Origin of the sequence: Anatilimnocola floriformis (genome assembly GCF_024256385.1) — a bacterium.
GTDB classification, from domain to species: domain Bacteria; phylum Planctomycetota; class Planctomycetia; order Pirellulales; family Pirellulaceae; genus Anatilimnocola; species Anatilimnocola floriformis.
The window spans coordinates 2,026,121-2,043,471 of the sequence record NZ_JAMLFW010000002.1 but is presented as its reverse complement, the minus strand read 5'-3'; the positions used below and the strand labels follow the sequence as shown (position 1 = coordinate 2,043,471).

The 17,351-nt window shown below is 56.8% G+C and carries 18 protein-coding genes; 9 read left to right on the top strand and 9 right to left on the bottom strand.

Translation table 11 applies throughout. The annotated features are described in order from the left end of the window. Positions 1-86: 86 nt before the first annotated feature. Positions 87-2,414: an nSTAND3 domain-containing NTPase gene (locus M9Q49_RS32695; protein WP_254513512.1), complete on the bottom strand. Its 2,328-nt coding sequence runs from the start codon at positions 2,412-2,414 to the stop codon at positions 87-89. A 211-nt stretch (positions 2,415-2,625) separates the two neighbouring features. Here M9Q49_RS32695 and M9Q49_RS32690 point away from each other — a divergent pair, with 211 nt between their 5' ends. Together M9Q49_RS32690 and M9Q49_RS32685 are read left to right on the top strand one after the other, a co-directional pair. Next, positions 2,626-3,174, top strand: a complete 549-nt coding sequence (locus M9Q49_RS32690; protein WP_254513511.1) for a hypothetical protein — start codon at positions 2,626-2,628, stop codon at positions 3,172-3,174. 410 nt (positions 3,175-3,584) lie between these two features. Beyond that, the gene (locus tag M9Q49_RS32685) at positions 3,585-4,049 is read left to right on the top strand and encodes a hypothetical protein (RefSeq protein ID WP_254513510.1); all 465 of its coding nucleotides are present in this window, start codon (positions 3,585-3,587) and stop codon (positions 4,047-4,049) included. 119 nt (positions 4,050-4,168) lie between these two features. Here the strand turns inward: M9Q49_RS32685 and M9Q49_RS32680 are convergent, their stop codons facing one another. Together M9Q49_RS32680 and M9Q49_RS32675 are read right to left on the bottom strand one after the other, a co-directional pair. Then, the gene (locus M9Q49_RS32680) at positions 4,169-4,366 is read right to left on the bottom strand and encodes a cold-shock protein (RefSeq protein WP_254513509.1); all 198 of its coding nucleotides are present in this window, start codon (positions 4,364-4,366) and stop codon (positions 4,169-4,171) included. A 136-nt stretch (positions 4,367-4,502) separates the two neighbouring features. Beyond that, a complete protein-coding gene (locus M9Q49_RS32675) occupies positions 4,503-4,850 on the bottom strand; it encodes a hypothetical protein (RefSeq protein ID WP_254513508.1) in 348 nt (115 codons plus the stop codon). Between the two features lie 350 nt (positions 4,851-5,200). Here M9Q49_RS32675 and M9Q49_RS32670 point away from each other — a divergent pair, with 350 nt between their 5' ends. After that, positions 5,201-5,797, top strand: coding sequence for a histidine phosphatase family protein (locus M9Q49_RS32670; protein ID WP_254513507.1), 597 nt, complete (start codon positions 5,201-5,203; stop codon positions 5,795-5,797). Here M9Q49_RS32670 and rpiA read toward each other — a convergent pair. From rpiA to M9Q49_RS32645, 5 genes are all read right to left on the bottom strand, one after another. Continuing rightward, complete coding sequence (rpiA, locus tag M9Q49_RS32665; RefSeq protein WP_254513506.1) at positions 5,791-6,492, bottom strand: ribose-5-phosphate isomerase RpiA; 702 nt, start codon at positions 6,490-6,492, stop codon at positions 5,791-5,793. The genes M9Q49_RS32670 and rpiA overlap by 7 nt on opposite strands. A 27-nt stretch (positions 6,493-6,519) precedes the next feature. Beyond that, on the bottom strand, positions 6,520-7,524 hold the full coding sequence (locus tag M9Q49_RS32660; protein WP_254513505.1) for a S1C family serine protease: 1,005 nt from the start codon (positions 7,522-7,524) through the stop codon (positions 6,520-6,522). A 75-nt stretch (positions 7,525-7,599) separates the two neighbouring features. Continuing rightward, positions 7,600-7,929 (bottom strand): hypothetical protein, encoded by a 330-nt coding sequence (locus M9Q49_RS32655; protein ID WP_254513504.1) that lies wholly within the window; start codon positions 7,927-7,929, stop codon positions 7,600-7,602. A gap of 200 nt (positions 7,930-8,129) precedes the next feature. Continuing rightward, entirely contained in the window at positions 8,130-9,314 is a 1,185-nt protein-coding gene (locus M9Q49_RS32650; RefSeq protein WP_254513503.1) for a cupin domain-containing protein, read from the bottom strand. Positions 9,315-9,405: 91 nt separating this feature from the next. Beyond that, entirely contained in the window at positions 9,406-9,930 is a 525-nt protein-coding gene (locus M9Q49_RS32645) for a Dps family protein (RefSeq protein WP_254513502.1), read from the bottom strand. A 164-nt stretch (positions 9,931-10,094) separates the two neighbouring features. Here M9Q49_RS32645 and M9Q49_RS32640 point away from each other — a divergent pair, with 164 nt between their 5' ends. Together M9Q49_RS32640 and M9Q49_RS32635 are read left to right on the top strand one after the other, a co-directional pair. Then, the gene (locus tag M9Q49_RS32640) at positions 10,095-10,718 is read left to right on the top strand and encodes a sigma-70 family RNA polymerase sigma factor (protein ID WP_254513501.1); all 624 of its coding nucleotides are present in this window, start codon (positions 10,095-10,097) and stop codon (positions 10,716-10,718) included. Further along, positions 10,715-12,916, top strand: a complete 2,202-nt coding sequence (locus M9Q49_RS32635) for a serine/threonine-protein kinase (protein WP_254513500.1) — start codon at positions 10,715-10,717, stop codon at positions 12,914-12,916. The genes M9Q49_RS32640 and M9Q49_RS32635 overlap by 4 nt, the downstream gene beginning before the upstream one ends. Here M9Q49_RS32635 and M9Q49_RS32630 read toward each other — a convergent pair. Continuing rightward, complete coding sequence (locus M9Q49_RS32630; protein ID WP_254513499.1) at positions 12,913-13,392, bottom strand: nuclear transport factor 2 family protein; 480 nt, start codon at positions 13,390-13,392, stop codon at positions 12,913-12,915. The genes M9Q49_RS32635 and M9Q49_RS32630 overlap by 4 nt on opposite strands. Positions 13,393-13,686: 294 nt before the next feature. On the opposite strand from M9Q49_RS32630, the gene M9Q49_RS32625 reads away from it, so the two are divergent. The 4 genes from M9Q49_RS32625 to M9Q49_RS32610 are packed head-to-tail and all read left to right on the top strand — an operon-like array spanning position 13,687 to position 17,350. Beyond that, positions 13,687-14,589, top strand: coding sequence for an alpha/beta fold hydrolase (locus tag M9Q49_RS32625; protein WP_390845505.1), 903 nt, complete (start codon positions 13,687-13,689; stop codon positions 14,587-14,589). Between the two features lie 13 nt (positions 14,590-14,602). Continuing rightward, positions 14,603-15,265 carry a pyridoxamine 5'-phosphate oxidase family protein gene (locus tag M9Q49_RS32620; protein ID WP_254513497.1) on the top strand — a complete coding sequence of 221 codons (663 nt, stop codon included), beginning with the start codon at positions 14,603-14,605 and terminating at the stop codon, positions 15,263-15,265. A gap of 4 nt (positions 15,266-15,269) precedes the next feature. Beyond that, complete coding sequence (locus M9Q49_RS32615) at positions 15,270-15,917, top strand: cysteine hydrolase (RefSeq protein ID WP_254513496.1); 648 nt, start codon at positions 15,270-15,272, stop codon at positions 15,915-15,917. 32 nt (positions 15,918-15,949) lie between these two features. Next, on the top strand, positions 15,950-17,350 hold the full coding sequence (locus M9Q49_RS32610; RefSeq protein WP_254513495.1) for an FAD-dependent oxidoreductase: 1,401 nt from the start codon (positions 15,950-15,952) through the stop codon (positions 17,348-17,350). Position 17,351: the final 1 nt, after the last annotated feature.

Below are 17,351 nucleotides of genomic sequence, written 5' to 3'. Positions count from 1 at the left end.
GCAAGAAGATTCCGGGGGGCGACTGCATTACTTCGGTCCGTGGGCCGACTGGCACCAACCACGCGCAACATCGCCGCGGGAGAAGCCTAGTCTCGCAGTGAGTCGAAAATCCCATCAATCCCGGTAGCTCCACCTCCGCCGCCTGAATGGCCCCAATAGCCATCCTCAGCGTCGTGCCGCTGTCTGTCGCGATCTTTTATCTCGTCAATCCGTTCGTAGAGACTACTGCGCAACGAGTATCTACCGTCCTCCGAAATGCCCGCACCGTCCCAGATTTCCTCCATTTCTCCCATAAGCCCCTCCACATCTGCCGGTGTGGTCGCCTCACTCGCTTGATCTGACACACACTCGCACGCAAGATCGTAGACGCGTTCCAGCAGTTCATCTTTGGACTTTTCCGTCAGCGCATCTCCATGTGACAGCAACCAACTCTGCAACTCGACGCATTCCCCCACAGAGCCCGTGTTGTCTAGTGCAAAATCAATCACTATTGCGTCGAACGAAGTGGCGTCCTGGTGGCCGAACCATCGCGCGGGTGTCATTATTGAAAGCAGATCAAGACAAGCCTCAGCGGAAGTGTATCCCTCGCGCAGCTTCCCAGGGATCACTTCGCCAGAGAACGCGAGCAGTGCGGGCAGCATCTTCGATTTTTGGGGGCCACCAGCCAATTGAGCGCCGAAGTGCAGCCGCTCGATATAGTCAATCTTCGGAGTTCCTTCCTGTACTCCGATCACTTGGCCCGCGTTTTGAATAAATCTGATATTCTTCATGGGGATTTTGTGAAACGCGCGTATGAACGCCTCCGCAAGAGGAATTGCAGCGTTGAGATTGTGATAGTTGGCCACCGATCCCCATGCACCGGTAGACAGCGATAGGGCAAGCCGATTCACCTGTTCAAAAAACTGCACATTCTCGCAGATGCCAATAGAGTAAGCAGTCTGTGACCGAAGAAATCCCCCTACGAAGTCCAGCACAGATGGATTGTGAAATGCCACACTCCGTAAGTTTCCAACACCATGCACGTTCGTAAAGTTCCCTTCTAGCTCGTCAAGTGCTTTCTCAAAGTCTCCCGGCTTCGTAGAAAAATTGTACTTGGTGGCAGCAGCCAGGTACGTCGCTTCAAAAACACTCCGCAATTCTTGAATATCACACATTGTTCCACAGGTCGCGAGGCACAAGACTACATGCTTCGCAGCTTCTGACAGCTGATTCTCGAACGGATGCTGCCATATATCAACTGGATTATCCAGCAGCTTCAAAATATGATCGGAATAGTCCGCAGCAGTCACCTTGGCGATGCGTTCCGGCAGTGTCACGATCTGAATGATACGTGGCGTGTAATTGCGGTGATTGATAACATTCCAATACGTTTTCGAGTCTATAACAGCATCAATATGAGTAGATGGAACGCCATTGAAGAATAAGTGATTTGCAAGAATCTTAGCTTTCTCAAGGGGCGAGTATCCGCTGCATTGCAGCACGAACTTGTAAATAGATAAGTCTTCACTAGCAAGGCGCTCATGGGTTTGCCGCGCAGTTGCCAATATGTATTCGCGGGTGGTCAGGATAAATCGCTTGCTACTGTCTGCGGAAACGTGCCGCATCAGGCTAATAAGTGGCGCATCTTCCTTCGCGGCAAGCTTGTCGCCAAGTGTGGTTGTGCCGAGGAAGTCGTCGTAGAGGAGGATTTGCCGCTTGTCTGGCGACCGGTCAAGCGACTTCAAAAGCTCCGATACATTCTGACTCCCAACCACCAGCTCCCATCCTTCTTGCATGTACCGTGCTGCGAGCATGTGTGCGAGGGTGGTCTTACCTACGCCAGGCGTTCCTGTGAGAATACAAACGCGACTTGCTTCAAGTTTTTGAAGAGCTTTGCGGAAGTCTTCTGTATAGACGCATAGCTCCAGGTGCCGTTTAATCTGTGCTTCTGTGAGCATTTTGTAGTTGAACGACTCATTGCTTACTAAATGCGCAATCAGTTCTGCGCTTGTCAGCCACAGCTTGTAATGCTGCTTGTTGACTTCAGGAAAGAGTCGCAGTAGGTCGTTGAGTTGCTCGCAGCCGTAAATATCATTCTTTGACTGGCAGTGCGGTGAGAATAACTCAAAAAGGCTGTCGATGTTTTGGGGTGTAAGCGAAACACTTGTCGTCAGGAAGTACCTTTCCGGTTTCAGCTTTTGAACCTTGGGGAGTTCGCTACTTTTTAGTTTTGAATAAAGAGTGCTGAAGTCGCTTCTGCGCCAATGCTTACACTGGCCGATCCAGTCGGTTAGTTTTCGGGTTGTGTGGCGAAAGTCGATTCCCTTGTCTCGCCCTTGTGAATAAGTGTGAAAATTGACTCCTTCCTGCTTGGAAAGAAGGTCGCATGACAAGTCTTGAAATTCGGTCGGAGATAGGGAGGTGAAGTCGTACATTCGCGATACTCGCAAGTCAGGGCAGGAGACTGCAATGCGGTGATTGTAAACGCTTGATTCGTAGGTCGCTTGACTCTACTGCAAGGCGCGATAGAAGCCTGGCAGCGTCGGCATAACGCCGCCGCCCTTCGCAATCAAACACAGCCTAACGGCTTGTGGCGAAGAAAAATAACGTGACCCGTGAAACCGGTCAGAACCCCCAGGAGGCTTTATGCCTGAGCCTGAAGAATCGCGCCCATCTGCGCCCAAGCCGCCGCCAGTCCCACGGCGACCAGCTGCCACAGTAAACCCGTCAGTTCCACCACCTGTGCGCCAAATCGTAAGGCCGCCAATGGTTAGGCTGTCCCGTGGCAAAGTCCTCGCCGCTGCTGGGAATGAATTGCTTGAATGCTACAAGGAAATTGCAGAGGCGTGGGTGAAGGCCGAACAACTCTTGTCATTGTCGCATGTGCCCAAGGAAGTACGGGTGTTAGTCCACGATTTCGGACACAACGAAGAATCACCGGAAGAGTCAATATATCTTGGCTACGTCAGGCTCGGCGGCCAATGGCGCATTTGCGAAGTTACCGTTGAAATAGATTGTCAAAACGAGTCCTACGAACGAGCTATTGAAGACTGTCCGCTCGACGTGCGGCTTGAGATGCTTGACCACTTCGACAAACTCTATGCCGAAGTGTTGAAAACTACAAAGGACTACGTTCCCAAGGTGAAGGACCGTGTCTCAAAGTTCCTGGCTTCTCTTGAAGCCTTGAACGGCTAACACAACCTCTACTTTAAGGAACTTTCGCTGTGGATACTTTGTCGTTTCTTGCGCTATTGATTGGCGGTTCAGTCCTCATCATTTGCTTGGCTGATCGCTTTCGCAATCTCGGTCTGGACTTTTCTGGCTTCGGCTTTCGGTTTCAGTTCCGTGGAAAGCGTTAGCAAGAGTGTTAGCGGTTCGCGGTTGTGCTGCACAACCGCGAATCCAGCCCACCTTCAGTACCTGCCGAAGGGCTTGGCACCAGTCAGTGCCGAATGAGTGACTGATCATATCTTCATATCTGGCTTTATTCGTCAATTCAATCTCAGCGATCTCCGAGCGGCATCGTTACGAACTTGTTGCGCCTAAGTAAGTGGCAAAGAGCTACACTCCGAGCGATGTGTTGTCCTGTCAAACGGAGATGTGCTATGCGTTGCTGGCTATTGGCGATCTGCATCGGGTTGTTCGCGGTCCCCGTACTTGCAGATGATGGGGATGGCGTTGACCCCGACCCGCTGCATGGCCTGATTATTTCAGGCACACTGAAGCAGGCGATTGGAACGTTTAGCTCTCATGGCCGCCCAGAAGTCGGCGATACGTTCGAGTTAGACCTGCGTGCATTACCGAAAGAAAAACTTCTTCTCACGTCAAAGCGCGGCAACCACAATTACATCCCATTTTCTGCACCGCTGAAGATTCTACGCGTGAAGTATGGAACGGGTTCCAAGGCGAACTTCACCAGTGTGTACCTTGAGTCCGGCAAATCGCAGGATAAGTTCCTTCTGCATATTGTCGCCCAAGGGCGTGAGAAGGGGAGCGAAGTAACGATCACCCTCTACCGCGATGGTGATTTCATAGGGAGCATGGCGGAAGCCGCGGGGACGCTCAAGTGAGTCGCTACCGTAGCGCAATGAAGAAGGGCAGCCGTCACTCGCCAACTCCGGTCTCGATGTCAGGCAGGTCGCTGACCGGAGTTGATGGTGCTGCTTTGGGTCGTGTTGAGCAGCCGACGTTAGGCAGGGCTGACGTTTTCGGCGCAGGGGCCTTTTTGGCCGCGGCCTTCGGTGAAGGTTACTTTTTGGCCTTCGCGCAGGTCGTCGAAGCTAGCGCCTTGTACGGCCGACGAATGAAAAAACAGATCCTTGCCGTTGCCAAGAGAAATGAAACCGAATCCCTTGTCGGTGATCTTTTTGATAGTGCCTTCAGCCATTGCCATTTTCCAATAATTTGTGGACGAGCGCCACCTGGCAATTTGCCAAGCAGTCGCCGTTCCTGGGTGTCAGTGTACAGGGAGCGGTGAGAATTGACATGGGCCGATCGGCGAATCGCATCGATGCGCTCGCTTCTCAGCCTTCAATGGCTTTCAGCAACGCGATCGCGTTTGCCAGACTTCCGGTCGACTTGAGCAACTGTCGGCCCAACTTAATCGCATCGACCCACAACGCAGCCGAGGTCAGCGTGTTGTCTTGAGCTAGTTTCTTGCTCTTTTGCGCACGACCGTCACCGGCCATGTTGGTCTTTGTTTTGATCATATAGACCATATTTGGATTGATGACGTGTCCGTGCTCTTTCTTGACCGTTGCAACAATCTCCGAGGCTTTTGCTCCGGGGAGCGCGTTCATGACGAGACGAGTCGCCAAACTTTTGTTCTGTTTTGGATCTGAACGATCGGATTTCGACGACTTCTTGGCCATTGCATGATCTCCCGTGAAAATCTGGTAATACTGCAGGCTATCTGGATTGGGCGACAGCCACAAGACAAAAGAAGTGGTTACTACCCCGCAATCGCTAACTTTTAGGTTTATTTTCAAAACACACATGTTTCGAAAGCCACGATGAAACGTATCACATTGTGTGTAAACGGGAGAAAATGAAGAGAAACATCACGTTGCAACCTCTGTTCGCACGCGAGAGGCGCACCGGAGTGGTTGGCTGCCCCGGATGGCCGCGAACAAGTACACTCGAATGATTGGTTTTCACCGGCAAACTGCACGTTATTCACGTGCGGCGGCGGTACCCTTGGAACACAACGAGCGGCTTTCTTATGGACGGGCCACTTCCCACCATTTATCTAGCACGGCATGGCGAGACGGCGTGGAGCGTCTCGGGCCAGCACACGGGTTTGACCGATTTGCCGCTGACTCCGCGTGGCGAACAGAACGCGCGCAATCTTGAGGGGCGACTCGCGGGCCTGACGTTTGCAAAAGTGTTTACCAGCCCGTTGCAGCGGGCCACGCGCACCTGCGAACTGGCGGGGTTTGGCGGTCAGGCCGAGAGCGAGCGGTTGCTGGTCGAATGGGACTACGGACAGTACGAGGGCTTGCGCTCGGTGGAGATTCGGCAGGAGCGGCCCGACTGGCAACTGTTTCGCGATGGTTGTCCGGGAGGAGAAACACCGAGTGACGTTGGCGCGCGGGCCGATCAGATGGTGCAGCGCGTGCGGGCGATCGAGGGGGACGTGCTGTTATTTTCGAGCGGGCATTTTTTGCGAGTGCTGGCCGCTCGCTGGTTGGGACTCGCGCCAGCAGAAGGCAAGCTGTTTCTGCTAAGCACGGCCAGCGTGTGCGCGCTCGGTTACGAACACGATCGCACGCGGCCTGTCATTCGCTTGTGGAATGACTGCCGGCATGTTTGTCATTGAGGATGGTTGGGGCCGCGCAGGATCACTTCGACCTGCCCGCCGCGCGCGATGAAGAGTTCATCGATCTCGGATAAGAACAAACCATGTTCGAGCACGCCGGGAATTGCGGCCAGACGAGCGGCTAGTGCTGCCGGATCCGGGATCGCGCCGACAGTGACGTCGAAGGGATAGTTCTGTTGGTCGGTCATGGCCGGCGTACCATCGGCCTGGCGACGCTGGGTTACGGCAAATCCAAGTTCTGTCAGTGAACGTTCGACGAAGGCCGTGGCAAACGGCAGGACTTCCAGCGGCAGCCGAAAGCCCAGGCCGAGAGTTGAGACGAGCTTGCTGGAATCGGCGATGATGATCGTGCGAGTAGAAGCCGCGGCCACGATCTTTTCGCGCAGCAACGCGCCGCCGCCTCCTTTGATGGCTTGCAGTGCCGGAGTGATTTCGTCGGCGCCGTCGATCGTTAAATCGGCTTTCGATAGTTCGTCGAAAGGCCGTAGAGGAATGGCGAGCGATCGCGCGAGTCGTTCGGTTGCGATGGACGTCGCTGTCGCTACGATTTGCAGTCCGGCGGCGACGCGCACGCCCAACGCGCGAATCGCAAAGGCGGTGGTGCTGCCGGTGCCCAACCCCACGATCATGCCGTCTTGGATTTCTGCCACGGCGTGCTCAGCCGCCATTGCTTTTTCAGCTGCGAGGTCGGGCATGATTCACTTCCTTGCTGCAAAGGCCGACTAGGGTAGCCAGGCAATTTCGACGTCGTGTTTTGAATGACCGCGAATCAGCGTCACTGTCAGCGCGGTGTGAGCTGGAGCAGACGCCAGGAGGCGATGAACGTCGTCGACGCTCGTGATCAGCCGGTCATTGATGGCCACGATCAGGTCGTTCGAACGTATTCCACTTTTCTGCGCAACGCCACCCGGCGACACTTCGACAACACGAACGGCCTGGTCGGAGAGCAAATCGAATTCGCGGACCATCGCCCGGGGCAGACGCTCGACCGCAGCCACCACGCCCAGCTGACGCCGGCGCACGCGGCCATGCTCGAGGATTTCGGCTGCGACCCACTTCGCGGTATTGCTCGAGACAGCAAAGCCCAGACCCTGAGCGAGCGCGATGATGGCCGTGTTCACCCCTAGCACGCGACCGCGCGAATCGACGAGCGGGCCGCCGCTATTGCCGGGATTGATCGGGGCAGTGTGCTGAATAATGTTTTCAATCAATCGGCCATCGTTCCCGCGCAGGGTGCGTCCGAGCGCGCTTACCACACCGGTGGAAACGGACGAATGCAGACCTAGAGGGCTTCCCATGGCGATGACGAGTTGACCGACGCGCGCCGCGGCGGACTCTCCAAATTCGGCGCTGGGGAGATCGCGAGCGGACAAACGCAACACTGCAATGTCGGTGGCTGGATCGTCGCCGACGACGGTAGCGTCGATGCGATCGCCATCGTCGGTCTCGGCGAGCATTTTGTGGCGACCGCCGACCACATGGCTATTGGTGATGGCCAAGCCGTCGCGCGAAATGATGACTCCCGATCCCGAACCGGCTGCGGGGCCGCCGGCAGCGCCACTCAAACTGATCACCGTTGGCGAGACCGTTTCCACCACGTGAATGACGGCTTCGGAATAAGCATCAAGAATCTCGGCATCGCCGCGCGCGGAGGCTGGAACCTGGCGGTTGCCATCGTTGCGATCGGTCGGCCCCGATAACGGCTGAAATGGATTGTGGACTGACATAAGCATCCCTCTGAGTAAGACGAGAGAATCATATGCCTGCCAGCGAAACTGGGCAAATTTGGCCCGTTTGCCAGTTCACGAAATGGCGACGGCGAACGTAATGATGATGCAGGCCACCACCATCAACAGCATGGCAATGATGAAAACGACATCGGCAAAACGCTCGACCTGATGCATTCGCCCTTTGCTGCGCGTGCGCAGTGCCCAGTACGAAGAGAGGCACGAAACGAGAAAGAGAATGGCAGTGAGCGCCAGCAAATCGTCGGCGAAGCTATCGATCTGACGGATTGCGATCACCACTCGCAACAACCCAATGACGGTCAGACAAACACCGACCATCGAGGCAGAGACGGTGAAGATGTGGATACAGATGTCTTCTTCGAGATGTGATCTGTTGTTGGGCATGGATATGCCCTCGCCCGGAAAGTGTGGATTTGCCAGCTCCACAGCGAATGCGCTGCGCGGCAGCTTTCCTTCCTACGCAGCAACAAAGGCAAAGGTTATGCCTGGCGCTCATGCTGGGCTTACAACTTCGACAGACTGAACCGCCTGCATCCGCTGTTGCAGGCGGCTGATTGCTCACCGGAGCGTTATTTAACGGGGCGTTATTTATCAGGGCCGTTTTCACCGGCCACGAAGACGTCGCGCTTAGGGAACTTCTGAAAGAGCGCGGCCGGCTTCGAAAAGTTCGTGGCCAGGATGTCGACCGGGTTACCAGCAATCCACTGCGCGAGATCGATCGTCTGATAAACGCCTGTGTTGAAGCCGATCAGGATTCGGCAGGGGGTGCTGCCGACATTTTCGATCGAGTGGCCGTAACCTTGCGGGATGTAACCGACGTCACCTTTCTCGAGCATTTCGGTCCGGTAGCGGCCATGCGAGCCGAACATCGTGACGCTGATGTTGCCGGTGATGACGTAATGCCATTCGTCGGCGGTGGGATGCCAATGGAGTTCGCGCAGGGCGCCCGGCTCCAACTCCAGCACGACTCCGGTCACCGTGGTCGAGATCGGGAAGTTCGTCGAGTCGGCTCGCCATTCGCGGCCACCAGCAAAAACGCGATGAGGCGGCTGCTTCATCATTTCATACTTGTGCGTCAGCTTCGGCTTTTTCCAACCCTGCAGCGGCGTGCTCTGCTGCGCAGGAGGAACTTCGCCGCGGGCGAAATAAACCTCTTCCTTGGGAAAACCTTCGAAAGCCGATTCGGGAAGGCCGAAGTTTTTGGCCAGCAGCGCCTTCGGCGTGTGACCAAGCCAGTCCGTAATGCTGAATGTGCCGAATTCGGAAAAGTAACCGTTGTCGAAGATCAGGATGAACCGCGCCGGTTTGTTGCCGAGACATTCGAGCACGTGTCCGTGACCGCGTGGGAAGAACCAAACGTCGCCGGGCTTGAAGTCATTTGTCTCGGCAGTGCCATCGGGGGCGATCACCGTGGTGCGAACTTGTCCCTCGAGCACAAAGGCCCACTCCGCCGCCGTGGCGTGCCAGTGCAATTCGCGCATCGCGCCGGGCTCGATTTGCATCGACACTCCGGCCAATCCTTTCGAAATCGGCAACTGCGTGACGGTCGCTTCCTTGCCGTAGCTGTTGCCGATGACTTTGCCTTTGGATTTGTCGAGGGCGAACTTAAACGTAGGAAGCTCCGAACCAGAGACCTCCGGATCCGGCACGTTATTCATAAAGCTCGGATCACCACCCTCGGCCTGCCGGGTGGAGATCAAAGCCGCGGCCGCCGCAGCAGCAAGGGCCGTGGTGCCTGCGAAAAACTCTCGACGTTGAAAAACCGACATGGCAGAAACTCCTGTGACAGGTGAAGTGGGCGAAGGACTCGTTGGTTCCGCAGAGCTAAGCGAAACCGGTGGACAAGATTTTTCGCCGCCGTTATCCACGCCCGGCGGCTTCGAACAGGAACCAGGTTCGCCGTTCGGTTTCGTCGATCCAGTTCTCGATCAAGCTGGCCGTGGCAACGTCGTTGTGCTCGTCGCACACCGCATGGGTTTCACGCAGCAGTCGGGTGAGCAACTGATTGTCGGCCGTCAGTTCGCGCAGCATTTCTTCGGGCGCAACGAAGGTTTCGTTGTTGTCCGACAGACGCTGATGCCGCGCGATATCGCTGATCGAGCGCAAGCTAGTCCCGCCAATCTTGCGGGCCCGCTCGGCGATGTCGTCGGTCATCGCAAAGATCTGATCGGCTTGCTCGTCGAGCAGCAGGTGATAGTCGCGAAAGTGCGAGCCGCTCATATGCCAATGAAAGTTCTTGGTCTTCACGTAGAGCGTGAAGACATCGGCCAGCAATTCGCGAAGTTGCGCTGCGATCAGGGCAACTCCTTCGGCTGCCAGATCGGTGGGCGTGGCGAGGACGGATTTTACCGAGGAGTTATTCGAGATGGTTTCGGTGGTACGCATGACATTTCCTTTCGAGCTGAACTGATGTAAAGACTTTTTGCCGCCTTGCTGAACTAGGCGTGGCGTGTGGACAGCTCTTGCGAAATTTCCTCGTTAGCCGACAACCATCCAGCCGAAAGCCAAGGGATTTAACACCTTTCGCGACTACTCTATAATTCGCGGCAATGAGCGAAGACCGCACTACCATTGCTGTGGAACGCTACCTGGTCGAGCTAGCCAATCTCGGCGGGAATTCCCCCGCCGAGCCGATTGTGCGGGCCCTCATCGACCGTTCGGTCAAGCGGCTCAACCTTCTCTGCCATTCGCTGCTCGCGCGCAGTTATCCGCGGCTGATGCATCCGCCGCTCAATCTGCAGGCCGAAGAAATGTTGAGCGCCGTTGTCGATCGCTTGCTGAAAGCAATGAGGGAAGTCCGGCCCGCCACAGTGCGACAGTTTTTTGGGCTCGCCAATCAGCACATGCGATGGGAACTGAACGACCTGGCGCGACAATTGGATAGTCAAAAGGCCGCCGAAGTATTTCAAGATGAATTTGCAGCCGTTCAGGAGAGCAGCGCTTCGCGTCTGAGCCCCAACGCCGTCCGCATGCTCGAGGCGATCGATAGTTTGCCCGAGGAAGAGCGCGAGGTTTTCAGCCTCGTTCGCTTTCAAGGGATGGCCCACTCCGAAGTGGCCGACCTGCTCAACGTCTCGACAAAAACAGTGCAGCGGCGGTTGAATCGTGGCTTGATGCTGCTGGCCAGTAAACTGGGCGACCTCAATCCTGAATCGACTTCGCCCAAGCCATGAGTGACATGCCTGACGAAGCGAAGATTTGCGAACTGCTGCACGAGGCTCTCGAAACGGATCGCACTCCGGAAGAAGTGTGCGCTGCGTGTCCCGAACATCTCAGCGTCGTGAAGCAACGCCTGCAGCAGATTCACCGGCTAGAAACGGAGTTCCAAGCACTTTTTCCGCACGCCGATTCGACGCCGACGGCGGCGTTCATTCCTAGTCTGGCGTCGGCTGGTTTGCCAGCGGTGCCAGGGTACGAAGTGCAAGCGATTCTTGGCCGCGGCGGAATGGGCATCGTCTACAAAGCGCGGCAGATCAAACTCAATCGCCTGGTCGCGCTCAAGATGTTGCTGGCAGGCTCCTACGCCAGTCAGCCGGAGTTGCTGCGGTTTCTGCGCGAAGCCGAAGCAGCCGCGGGGCTGCGGCATCCACACATCGTGCAGGTCTACGACGTCGGCGAAGTCGACACGCGACCTTATTACACGATGGAGTACATCGAAGGCGAAAATCTGGCCCAGCGATTCGCCGGCACACCGCAGCCCGTTCGCGATGCCGCGAAGACCCTCGCCACGCTGGCCGCTGCCGTGGAGTTTGCCCATCGCAACGGCATCATTCATCGCGATCTGAAACCGGCCAACATTCTGCTCACGCCCGATGGTCAGTTGAAGATCGGCGACTTCGGCCTGGCCCGACGACTTGATGGCGACGGAGGGCTGACGCTGACCGGCGCTCGAATGGGAACGCCGAATTACATGGCGCCTGAACAAGTGACCGGCGCGAAGTCGGCCATCGGCCCCGGCGTCGATATTCATGCGCTCGGCGCGATGTTGTACGAGATGCTGGTCGGCCAACCGCCGTTTCGGGGCGAGACGATCACCGAAACCGAGCGGCGACTCATCTCGGAAGATCCACTTCCTCCCTCGCGTTCGAATGCCAAAGTCCCGCGCGATCTCGATACGATCTGTTTGAAGTGCCTGCAAAAGGATCCCGCGCGACGCTACGCCACGGCAGGCGACTTGGCTGCGGACCTCGAACTATTTCTCCATCATGAGCCGATCCGTGCTCGGCCCAGCGGAAGAATCGAACGCTCTTGGCGTTGGATCCGGCGCAACCCAGCCGTCGCTGCGCTATTCATGACGGCCATGGTTCTGTTTGCTTTCATTCTGGGCGAAGCTGCGCGGGAATGGGCGCTCGGCTCGATGCGCCGCGCGGAGCGAGCGCGATTAACGACGCGACTCGAATCGGGAATTCAATTGGCGCAAGAGGGACGCATCTCGGAAGCGCAAGCAATCCTCGGGCGACTCGGTGATGGTGGTTCACACGACCTGCGCGAACGGATCGATCACGCGCTCGCCGATTTGCAACTCGTCGAAGAGCTTGACCAATTGGGGCTGCGGCGGATTCCGGTTTCCCACGCACTTGCGGACAGGCAGTTTCAAAAGCAACAAGCCGATCGCGCGTATGCCGCGATCTTTGCGAGAATTAGCATGGGCCAGGTTTTCGACGATGCCCAGCGTGTGGCGCAGCGCATTCGCGCTTCCGACATCAACCGCTCTCTCGTCGCAGCGCTCGACGACTGGACCGTTTGCGCGACCGACGATCGGCGACGAGCCTGGCTGCTAGAAGTGGCAAGGTGGGCCGATCCCGATGCTTCGGAATGGCGGGAGCAAGTTCGAGAGGCAGCGAAGTGGTCGGACCGCGAAGCCGTGTCGCGGTTTGCAGAAACAGCATGGACGGCCAAGCCTTCGGAGCAACTGCTGCGAAGTATCGGCGACCGCCTGGACGATTTAGGTTTGGACTCGATCCCTTTTCGTCAGCAGGTGCAACGGGAATTTGCGACGGATTTTCTCGCCAATTTTCTGTTAGCTAATGCTCTCCGCGAATCGGCGCCAAACGAAGCGATTCGTTATTACCAGGCCGCTCTCGCCATTCGGCCCACGGCGGCCGCCTATCATCATCTGGGCATCTCGCTGGCAGCCATTGGTCGCGCGGACGATGCCATTGCGCATTACCGGTTGGCTTTGGAGCGGGACACTCACTACGCGCCGGCCCGTTTCTCATTGGGCGAAGCGTTACTCAAAGACGACAAGCTCGCCGCGGCTGCCGTGGAATTTCGCGATTGCCTGAAGTTGATTTCAGCCGAGGATCCACAGCGAATGGCCGCGACCGAACTGCTCAAGCGCGCCGAGTCAGCACAGCCGGCGAGTGACTAACGGACTTCGGGAATGCCGGGATGATCTTCCGGCCGAGGCCCCGGCGCAGTCCACAAGAAGCGACGTTCGGCGGCAGTGATGTCCGTATCGTTGATGCTGGCTTCGCGGCGTTTCATCAAGCCGCTCGCATCAAACTCCCACAGCTCGTTGCCATAGCTACGATGCCACTGGCCGGCGGAGTCATGCCATTCGTATTGAAAGCGAACGGCGATTCGATCATCGCCGAACGTCCACAAGCTTTTGCAGAGACGGTAATCGAGTTCCCGGTTCCATTTCTGAGTCAGGAATCGCTCGATGGCGGCCCTGCCCACAATGAACTCGCTCCGGTTGCGCCAGACAGAATCTTCCGTATAGGCCTGGGCCACGCGCGCGGGATCGCGCGAATTCCACGCGTCTTCAGCGAGCCGAACTTTGCGAACGGCATCCTCGAGACTGAACGGCGGCACGATCGGCTTGCGGGCCGGCGTCGATGTCATCTGCAACTCCTAGAAAAGTTCGTGTGCGTACGTGTATTTATAAGCGTAGGCCCAGGACACGCGCGTGGACATTCCCTAGACGCTGTTGCGGCCGATTCTGGCCGACGAACTGTCCACCTGCCACGCTTTAGATAGTGAGCCCGCGGCGGCGCTCGGTCGCTGTAAGGTTTTTTCGCTGGCGCGGTATTTACGCTCAGCTGCTCGCAAACTTCACACGGTTCCAATTGGGGAGAACTGACCATGACCTGCACGAAACGAAATCTGGCGTTCGCACTGCTGGCAACTGTCGGCCTAATGCTCGGAAGCTCGCCTGCGATTCTGGCGGAGCAACCGGTGGTGCTGCATAAGACCGCGAAAGTCGGTGACCTCGATATTTTTTATCGCGAAGCCGGGCCGAAAGACGCCCCTGCTATTCTGCTGTTGCATGGCTTTCCGACCAGTTCGCAAATGTTCCGCAATTTGATTCCCGCCCTGGCGGATAAGTTCCATGTCGTCGCGCCGGACTATCCCGGCTTCGGCCATAGCTCGATGCCGCTGCACGACAAGTTTACGTACACCTTCGACAATCTCGCGAAGGTCGTGGACGAATTTACGGAGAAAGTTGGGCTCACCAAGTACGCCATCTACGTGCAGGATTACGGCGCGCCGGTCGGTTATCGACTCGCGTCGCAACATCCGGAACGGATCACGGCGATCGTCGTGCAGAACGGCAACGCGTATGACGAAGGAATCGACAACGATTTCTGGAAGCCGATCAAGGCTTATTGGAACGAACCGAAGAGCCAAGTGAAACGCGATGCCATTCGCAATCTGGTGACTTATGAAGCCACGAAGTGGCAGTACCTGACCGGCGCGAAGAATCCTGAGTTGATCAGCCCCGACGGTGCGGCTCACGATCAGTTCCTGCTCGATCGGAAGGGAAACGATGAGATTCAGTTAGATCTGTTTCTCAGCTACGGCAGCAACCCGCCGCTGTATCCGAAGTGGCAGGATTACTTTCGCAAGCATCAGCCACCCATGCTGATCGTGTGGGGAAAGAACGATCAGATCTTTCCGCCGGCTGGGGCCGAGCCATACAAGCGTGACCTTAAGAACCTGGAGTTTCATCTTATCGACGCCGGCCATTTCGCTCTCGAATCGAATGGCAATGAAATCGCCGATTTGATGCGAACGTTTCTGAGCAAGAATGTGAAGTAGTAGGAATGATCCCATGTCGACCACAACCACCAACCTGACACCGCGAGAGTTCTCCAGCGACATCGCCTTCACCCCCGCGGTGAAGGCGATTCAAGCCGAAAAGGGTTCGCGCAAAGGGTACTCCCGCATGGAGCGGGGCGGAGCGTGGGAGACCAAGGTCACGCCCGAGCTTGCCGAATACATTGCCGAGTTGGACATGTTCTATCTCGGCACCGCGAATGCCACGGGGCAGCCTTACATTCAGTATCGCGGCGGTTCGCCCGGGTTCCTCAAAGTGGTTGACGAGCAGACGCTCGGCTTTGCTGATTTCGGCGGCAATCAACAGTTCATCACACTGGGGAACCTGTCGGAAAATTCACGGGCCTTCCTCTTCCTGATGGATTATGCCAACCGTCGGCGCATTAAAGTCTGGGGCACGGCGAGGGTTGTCGAAGGTGACGCGGCGCTCGAAGCCAGGCTCAGCGATCCTGCCTATCCTGGCAGAGTCGAGCGGGCGATTCTCTTTACCGTCGAGGCTTGGGATGTGAACTGTCAGCAACATATTCATCCACGTTTCTCGCAGCGGCAGATTGCGCCGGTCATCGAACAATTGAAAAGTCGGATTGCCGAATTAGAAGCGGAAAACAAACGCTTGCGTCTGAAAGTTCACGAGCAAGCAACGCCCAACAAGGAATAGTCCGATGCAATTCCACAATGGCGATACTGCACTGGTGGTGATCGATCCACAGAACGATGTGCTGAGCGAACAAGGAATCTCCTGGGGACTCGTAGGCGAGAGCATCAAGCAAAACAACACCGTGGAAAATCTCGCTTCGCTCTTTCTAGCGGCGCAGCTGCGCGACTTTCCGGTCTTCGTTTCGCCGCACTACCTTTATCCGCACGATCAGGCCTGGCAGTTTGGCGGAGCGGTAGAAAAGATGATGCTCGACAGCAAGGAGTTTTATCGCCCAGCACCACTTAGCCTGGCAGGTTTTGCCAGCTCCGGCGCCGATTGGCTCGCGCGCTACAAGCCGTTCATCGAGGACGGCAAAACCATAGTGGTCAGTCCGCATAAAATGTGGGGACCGCAAACCAATGACTTGGTCTTTCAGCTGCGGAAACGGCGGATCAGCAAAGTGATTCTCTGTGGGATGCTCGCGAATCTGTGTGTCGAAAGTCATCTGCGCGAGCTGCTGGAGCAAGGCTTTGAAGTAGCCGTCGTGAAGGATGCGACGGCAGGACCGAGGCATCCGGAAATCGGCGATGGTTACGCAGCCGCGGTGATTAACTACGGCTTTCTGGCCAATGCGGTGCTGACCACGGACGCCGCCGTGAAGGCGATGGGCTAAAGCAATTTGTTTTCCTGCGAAGGGCAAGCACGATGAGTCGGGAACACTATCAAAACCTCATCATCGGCAGCGGTGAGGCCGGAAAATACTTGGCCTGGAATCTGGCCAAGCTCGGACAAAAGACCGCCGTTGTCGAACGGTCGTTGATTGGCGGTTCGTGCCCCAACATCGCGTGCTTGCCGAGTAAGAATGTCATTTACAGCGCGAAAGCTGCTGCCCTTGTCGATCCGCAGCACGGCCTTGGTGTGATCGCTGGTCAGTTTCAAGTAGATATGGCCGGCGTGGCTCGTCGCAAACGGCAGATGGTCGACGAGTTGGTTGAACTGCACCTCGCCAACTTCAAAGCCAGTGGCGCCGAACTGATCATGGGCGAAGCGCGCTTCGCGGCAGCGAAGACCATCAAGGTCGCGCTGAATTCCGGCGAAGAACGCCAACTGCAGGGCGAGCGAATCTTTCTCTGCGTGGGTTCGCGAGCCAGCATTCCGGATGTGCCGGGACTCGTCGCCGCTGCGCCGATGACGCATGTCGAAGCGCTCAACCTCGAGCGTTTGCCTCCGCATCTGGTGATCCTCGGCGGCGGCTATGTCGGCTTGGAGTTTGCCCAAGCGCTTCGCCGCTTTGGTAGTCGAGTGACAATCATTCAGCACGGCGAACGACTGCTCGAGCGTGAAGACCCCGATGTGTCGCAGGCGCTGCTCGTTTTGATGCAGGACGAAGGCATCGAAGTTCTGCTGTCGTCCAAATTGCTCAGCGTGACAGGACACTCGGGAACTAGCGTAAACCTGACCGTCGACATCGCTGGCGAACAAAAGCAAATCGCTGCAACCGATATTCTGGTCGCGGCCGGCAGAACGCCCAACACCGATCGGCTCGACGTAGCTCTCGGCGGCGTCGAATTGAATTCGCGGGGATTCATCCAAGTCGATGAGCGGCTGCGCACGACCGCTGCCGATGTGTGGGCGATGGGTGATTGCGCGGGGAGCCCACAGTTCACGCACGTCGGCTACGACGATTTTCGCGTCGTCTTGAGCGACCTTACGGGTGGCAACCGCACCACGCATGGCCGACTCATTCCTTACTGCCTGTTCACGGACCCCGAATTGGCCCACGTCGGCCTGAGTGAAACCGAAGCCCAAACGCAGAACGTGCCGTATCGACTCGCTAAAGTTCCGATGTCGCACGTATTACGCACGCGCACGCTGTCGCAAACTCGCGGATTTGCGAAAGCGTTAGTCGGTGCCGATGATCGCATCTTGGGCTTTACTGCCTTTGGCGCCGAAGCCAGCGAACTGTTAGCCGCGGTGCAAACCGCAATGCTCGGCGGCCTGCCTTACACCGCGCTGCGCGATGCAATCTTCACGCATCCCACCGTCGCCGAAGGTTTGATCCCGCTGTTTACTAACGGCTTTCAGACAGCAAATAGTCGGAAGTAAC

What these genes read in the sequence shown, in the direction of transcription:
- M9Q49_RS32695 (WP_254513512.1), bottom strand. Translation starts at nt 2,414, where the DNA reads ATGTACGACTTCACCTCCCTATCTCCGACCGAATTTCAAGACTTGTCA.
- M9Q49_RS32690 (WP_254513511.1), top strand. Translation starts at nt 2,626, where the DNA reads ATGCCTGAGCCTGAAGAATCGCGCCCATCTGCGCCCAAGCCGCCGCCA.
- M9Q49_RS32685 (WP_254513510.1), top strand. Translation starts at nt 3,585, where the DNA reads ATGCGTTGCTGGCTATTGGCGATCTGCATCGGGTTGTTCGCGGTCCCC.
- M9Q49_RS32680 (WP_254513509.1), bottom strand. Translation starts at nt 4,366, where the DNA reads ATGGCTGAAGGCACTATCAAAAAGATCACCGACAAGGGATTCGGTTTC.
- M9Q49_RS32675 (WP_254513508.1), bottom strand. Translation starts at nt 4,850, where the DNA reads ATGGCCAAGAAGTCGTCGAAATCCGATCGTTCAGATCCAAAACAGAAC.
- M9Q49_RS32670 (WP_254513507.1), top strand. Translation starts at nt 5,201, where the DNA reads ATGGACGGGCCACTTCCCACCATTTATCTAGCACGGCATGGCGAGACG.
- rpiA (WP_254513506.1), bottom strand. Translation starts at nt 6,492, where the DNA reads ATGCCCGACCTCGCAGCTGAAAAAGCAATGGCGGCTGAGCACGCCGTG.
- M9Q49_RS32660 (WP_254513505.1), bottom strand. Translation starts at nt 7,524, where the DNA reads ATGTCAGTCCACAATCCATTTCAGCCGTTATCGGGGCCGACCGATCGC.
- M9Q49_RS32655 (WP_254513504.1), bottom strand. Translation starts at nt 7,929, where the DNA reads ATGCCCAACAACAGATCACATCTCGAAGAAGACATCTGTATCCACATC.
- M9Q49_RS32650 (WP_254513503.1), bottom strand. Translation starts at nt 9,314, where the DNA reads ATGTCGGTTTTTCAACGTCGAGAGTTTTTCGCAGGCACCACGGCCCTT.
- M9Q49_RS32645 (WP_254513502.1), bottom strand. Translation starts at nt 9,930, where the DNA reads ATGCGTACCACCGAAACCATCTCGAATAACTCCTCGGTAAAATCCGTC.
- M9Q49_RS32640 (WP_254513501.1), top strand. Translation starts at nt 10,095, where the DNA reads ATGAGCGAAGACCGCACTACCATTGCTGTGGAACGCTACCTGGTCGAG.
- M9Q49_RS32635 (WP_254513500.1), top strand. Translation starts at nt 10,715, where the DNA reads ATGAGTGACATGCCTGACGAAGCGAAGATTTGCGAACTGCTGCACGAG.
- M9Q49_RS32630 (WP_254513499.1), bottom strand. Translation starts at nt 13,392, where the DNA reads ATGACATCGACGCCGGCCCGCAAGCCGATCGTGCCGCCGTTCAGTCTC.
- M9Q49_RS32625 (WP_390845505.1), top strand. Translation starts at nt 13,687, where the DNA reads ATGCTCGGAAGCTCGCCTGCGATTCTGGCGGAGCAACCGGTGGTGCTG.
- M9Q49_RS32620 (WP_254513497.1), top strand. Translation starts at nt 14,603, where the DNA reads ATGTCGACCACAACCACCAACCTGACACCGCGAGAGTTCTCCAGCGAC.
- M9Q49_RS32615 (WP_254513496.1), top strand. Translation starts at nt 15,270, where the DNA reads ATGCAATTCCACAATGGCGATACTGCACTGGTGGTGATCGATCCACAG.
- M9Q49_RS32610 (WP_254513495.1), top strand. Translation starts at nt 15,950, where the DNA reads ATGAGTCGGGAACACTATCAAAACCTCATCATCGGCAGCGGTGAGGCC.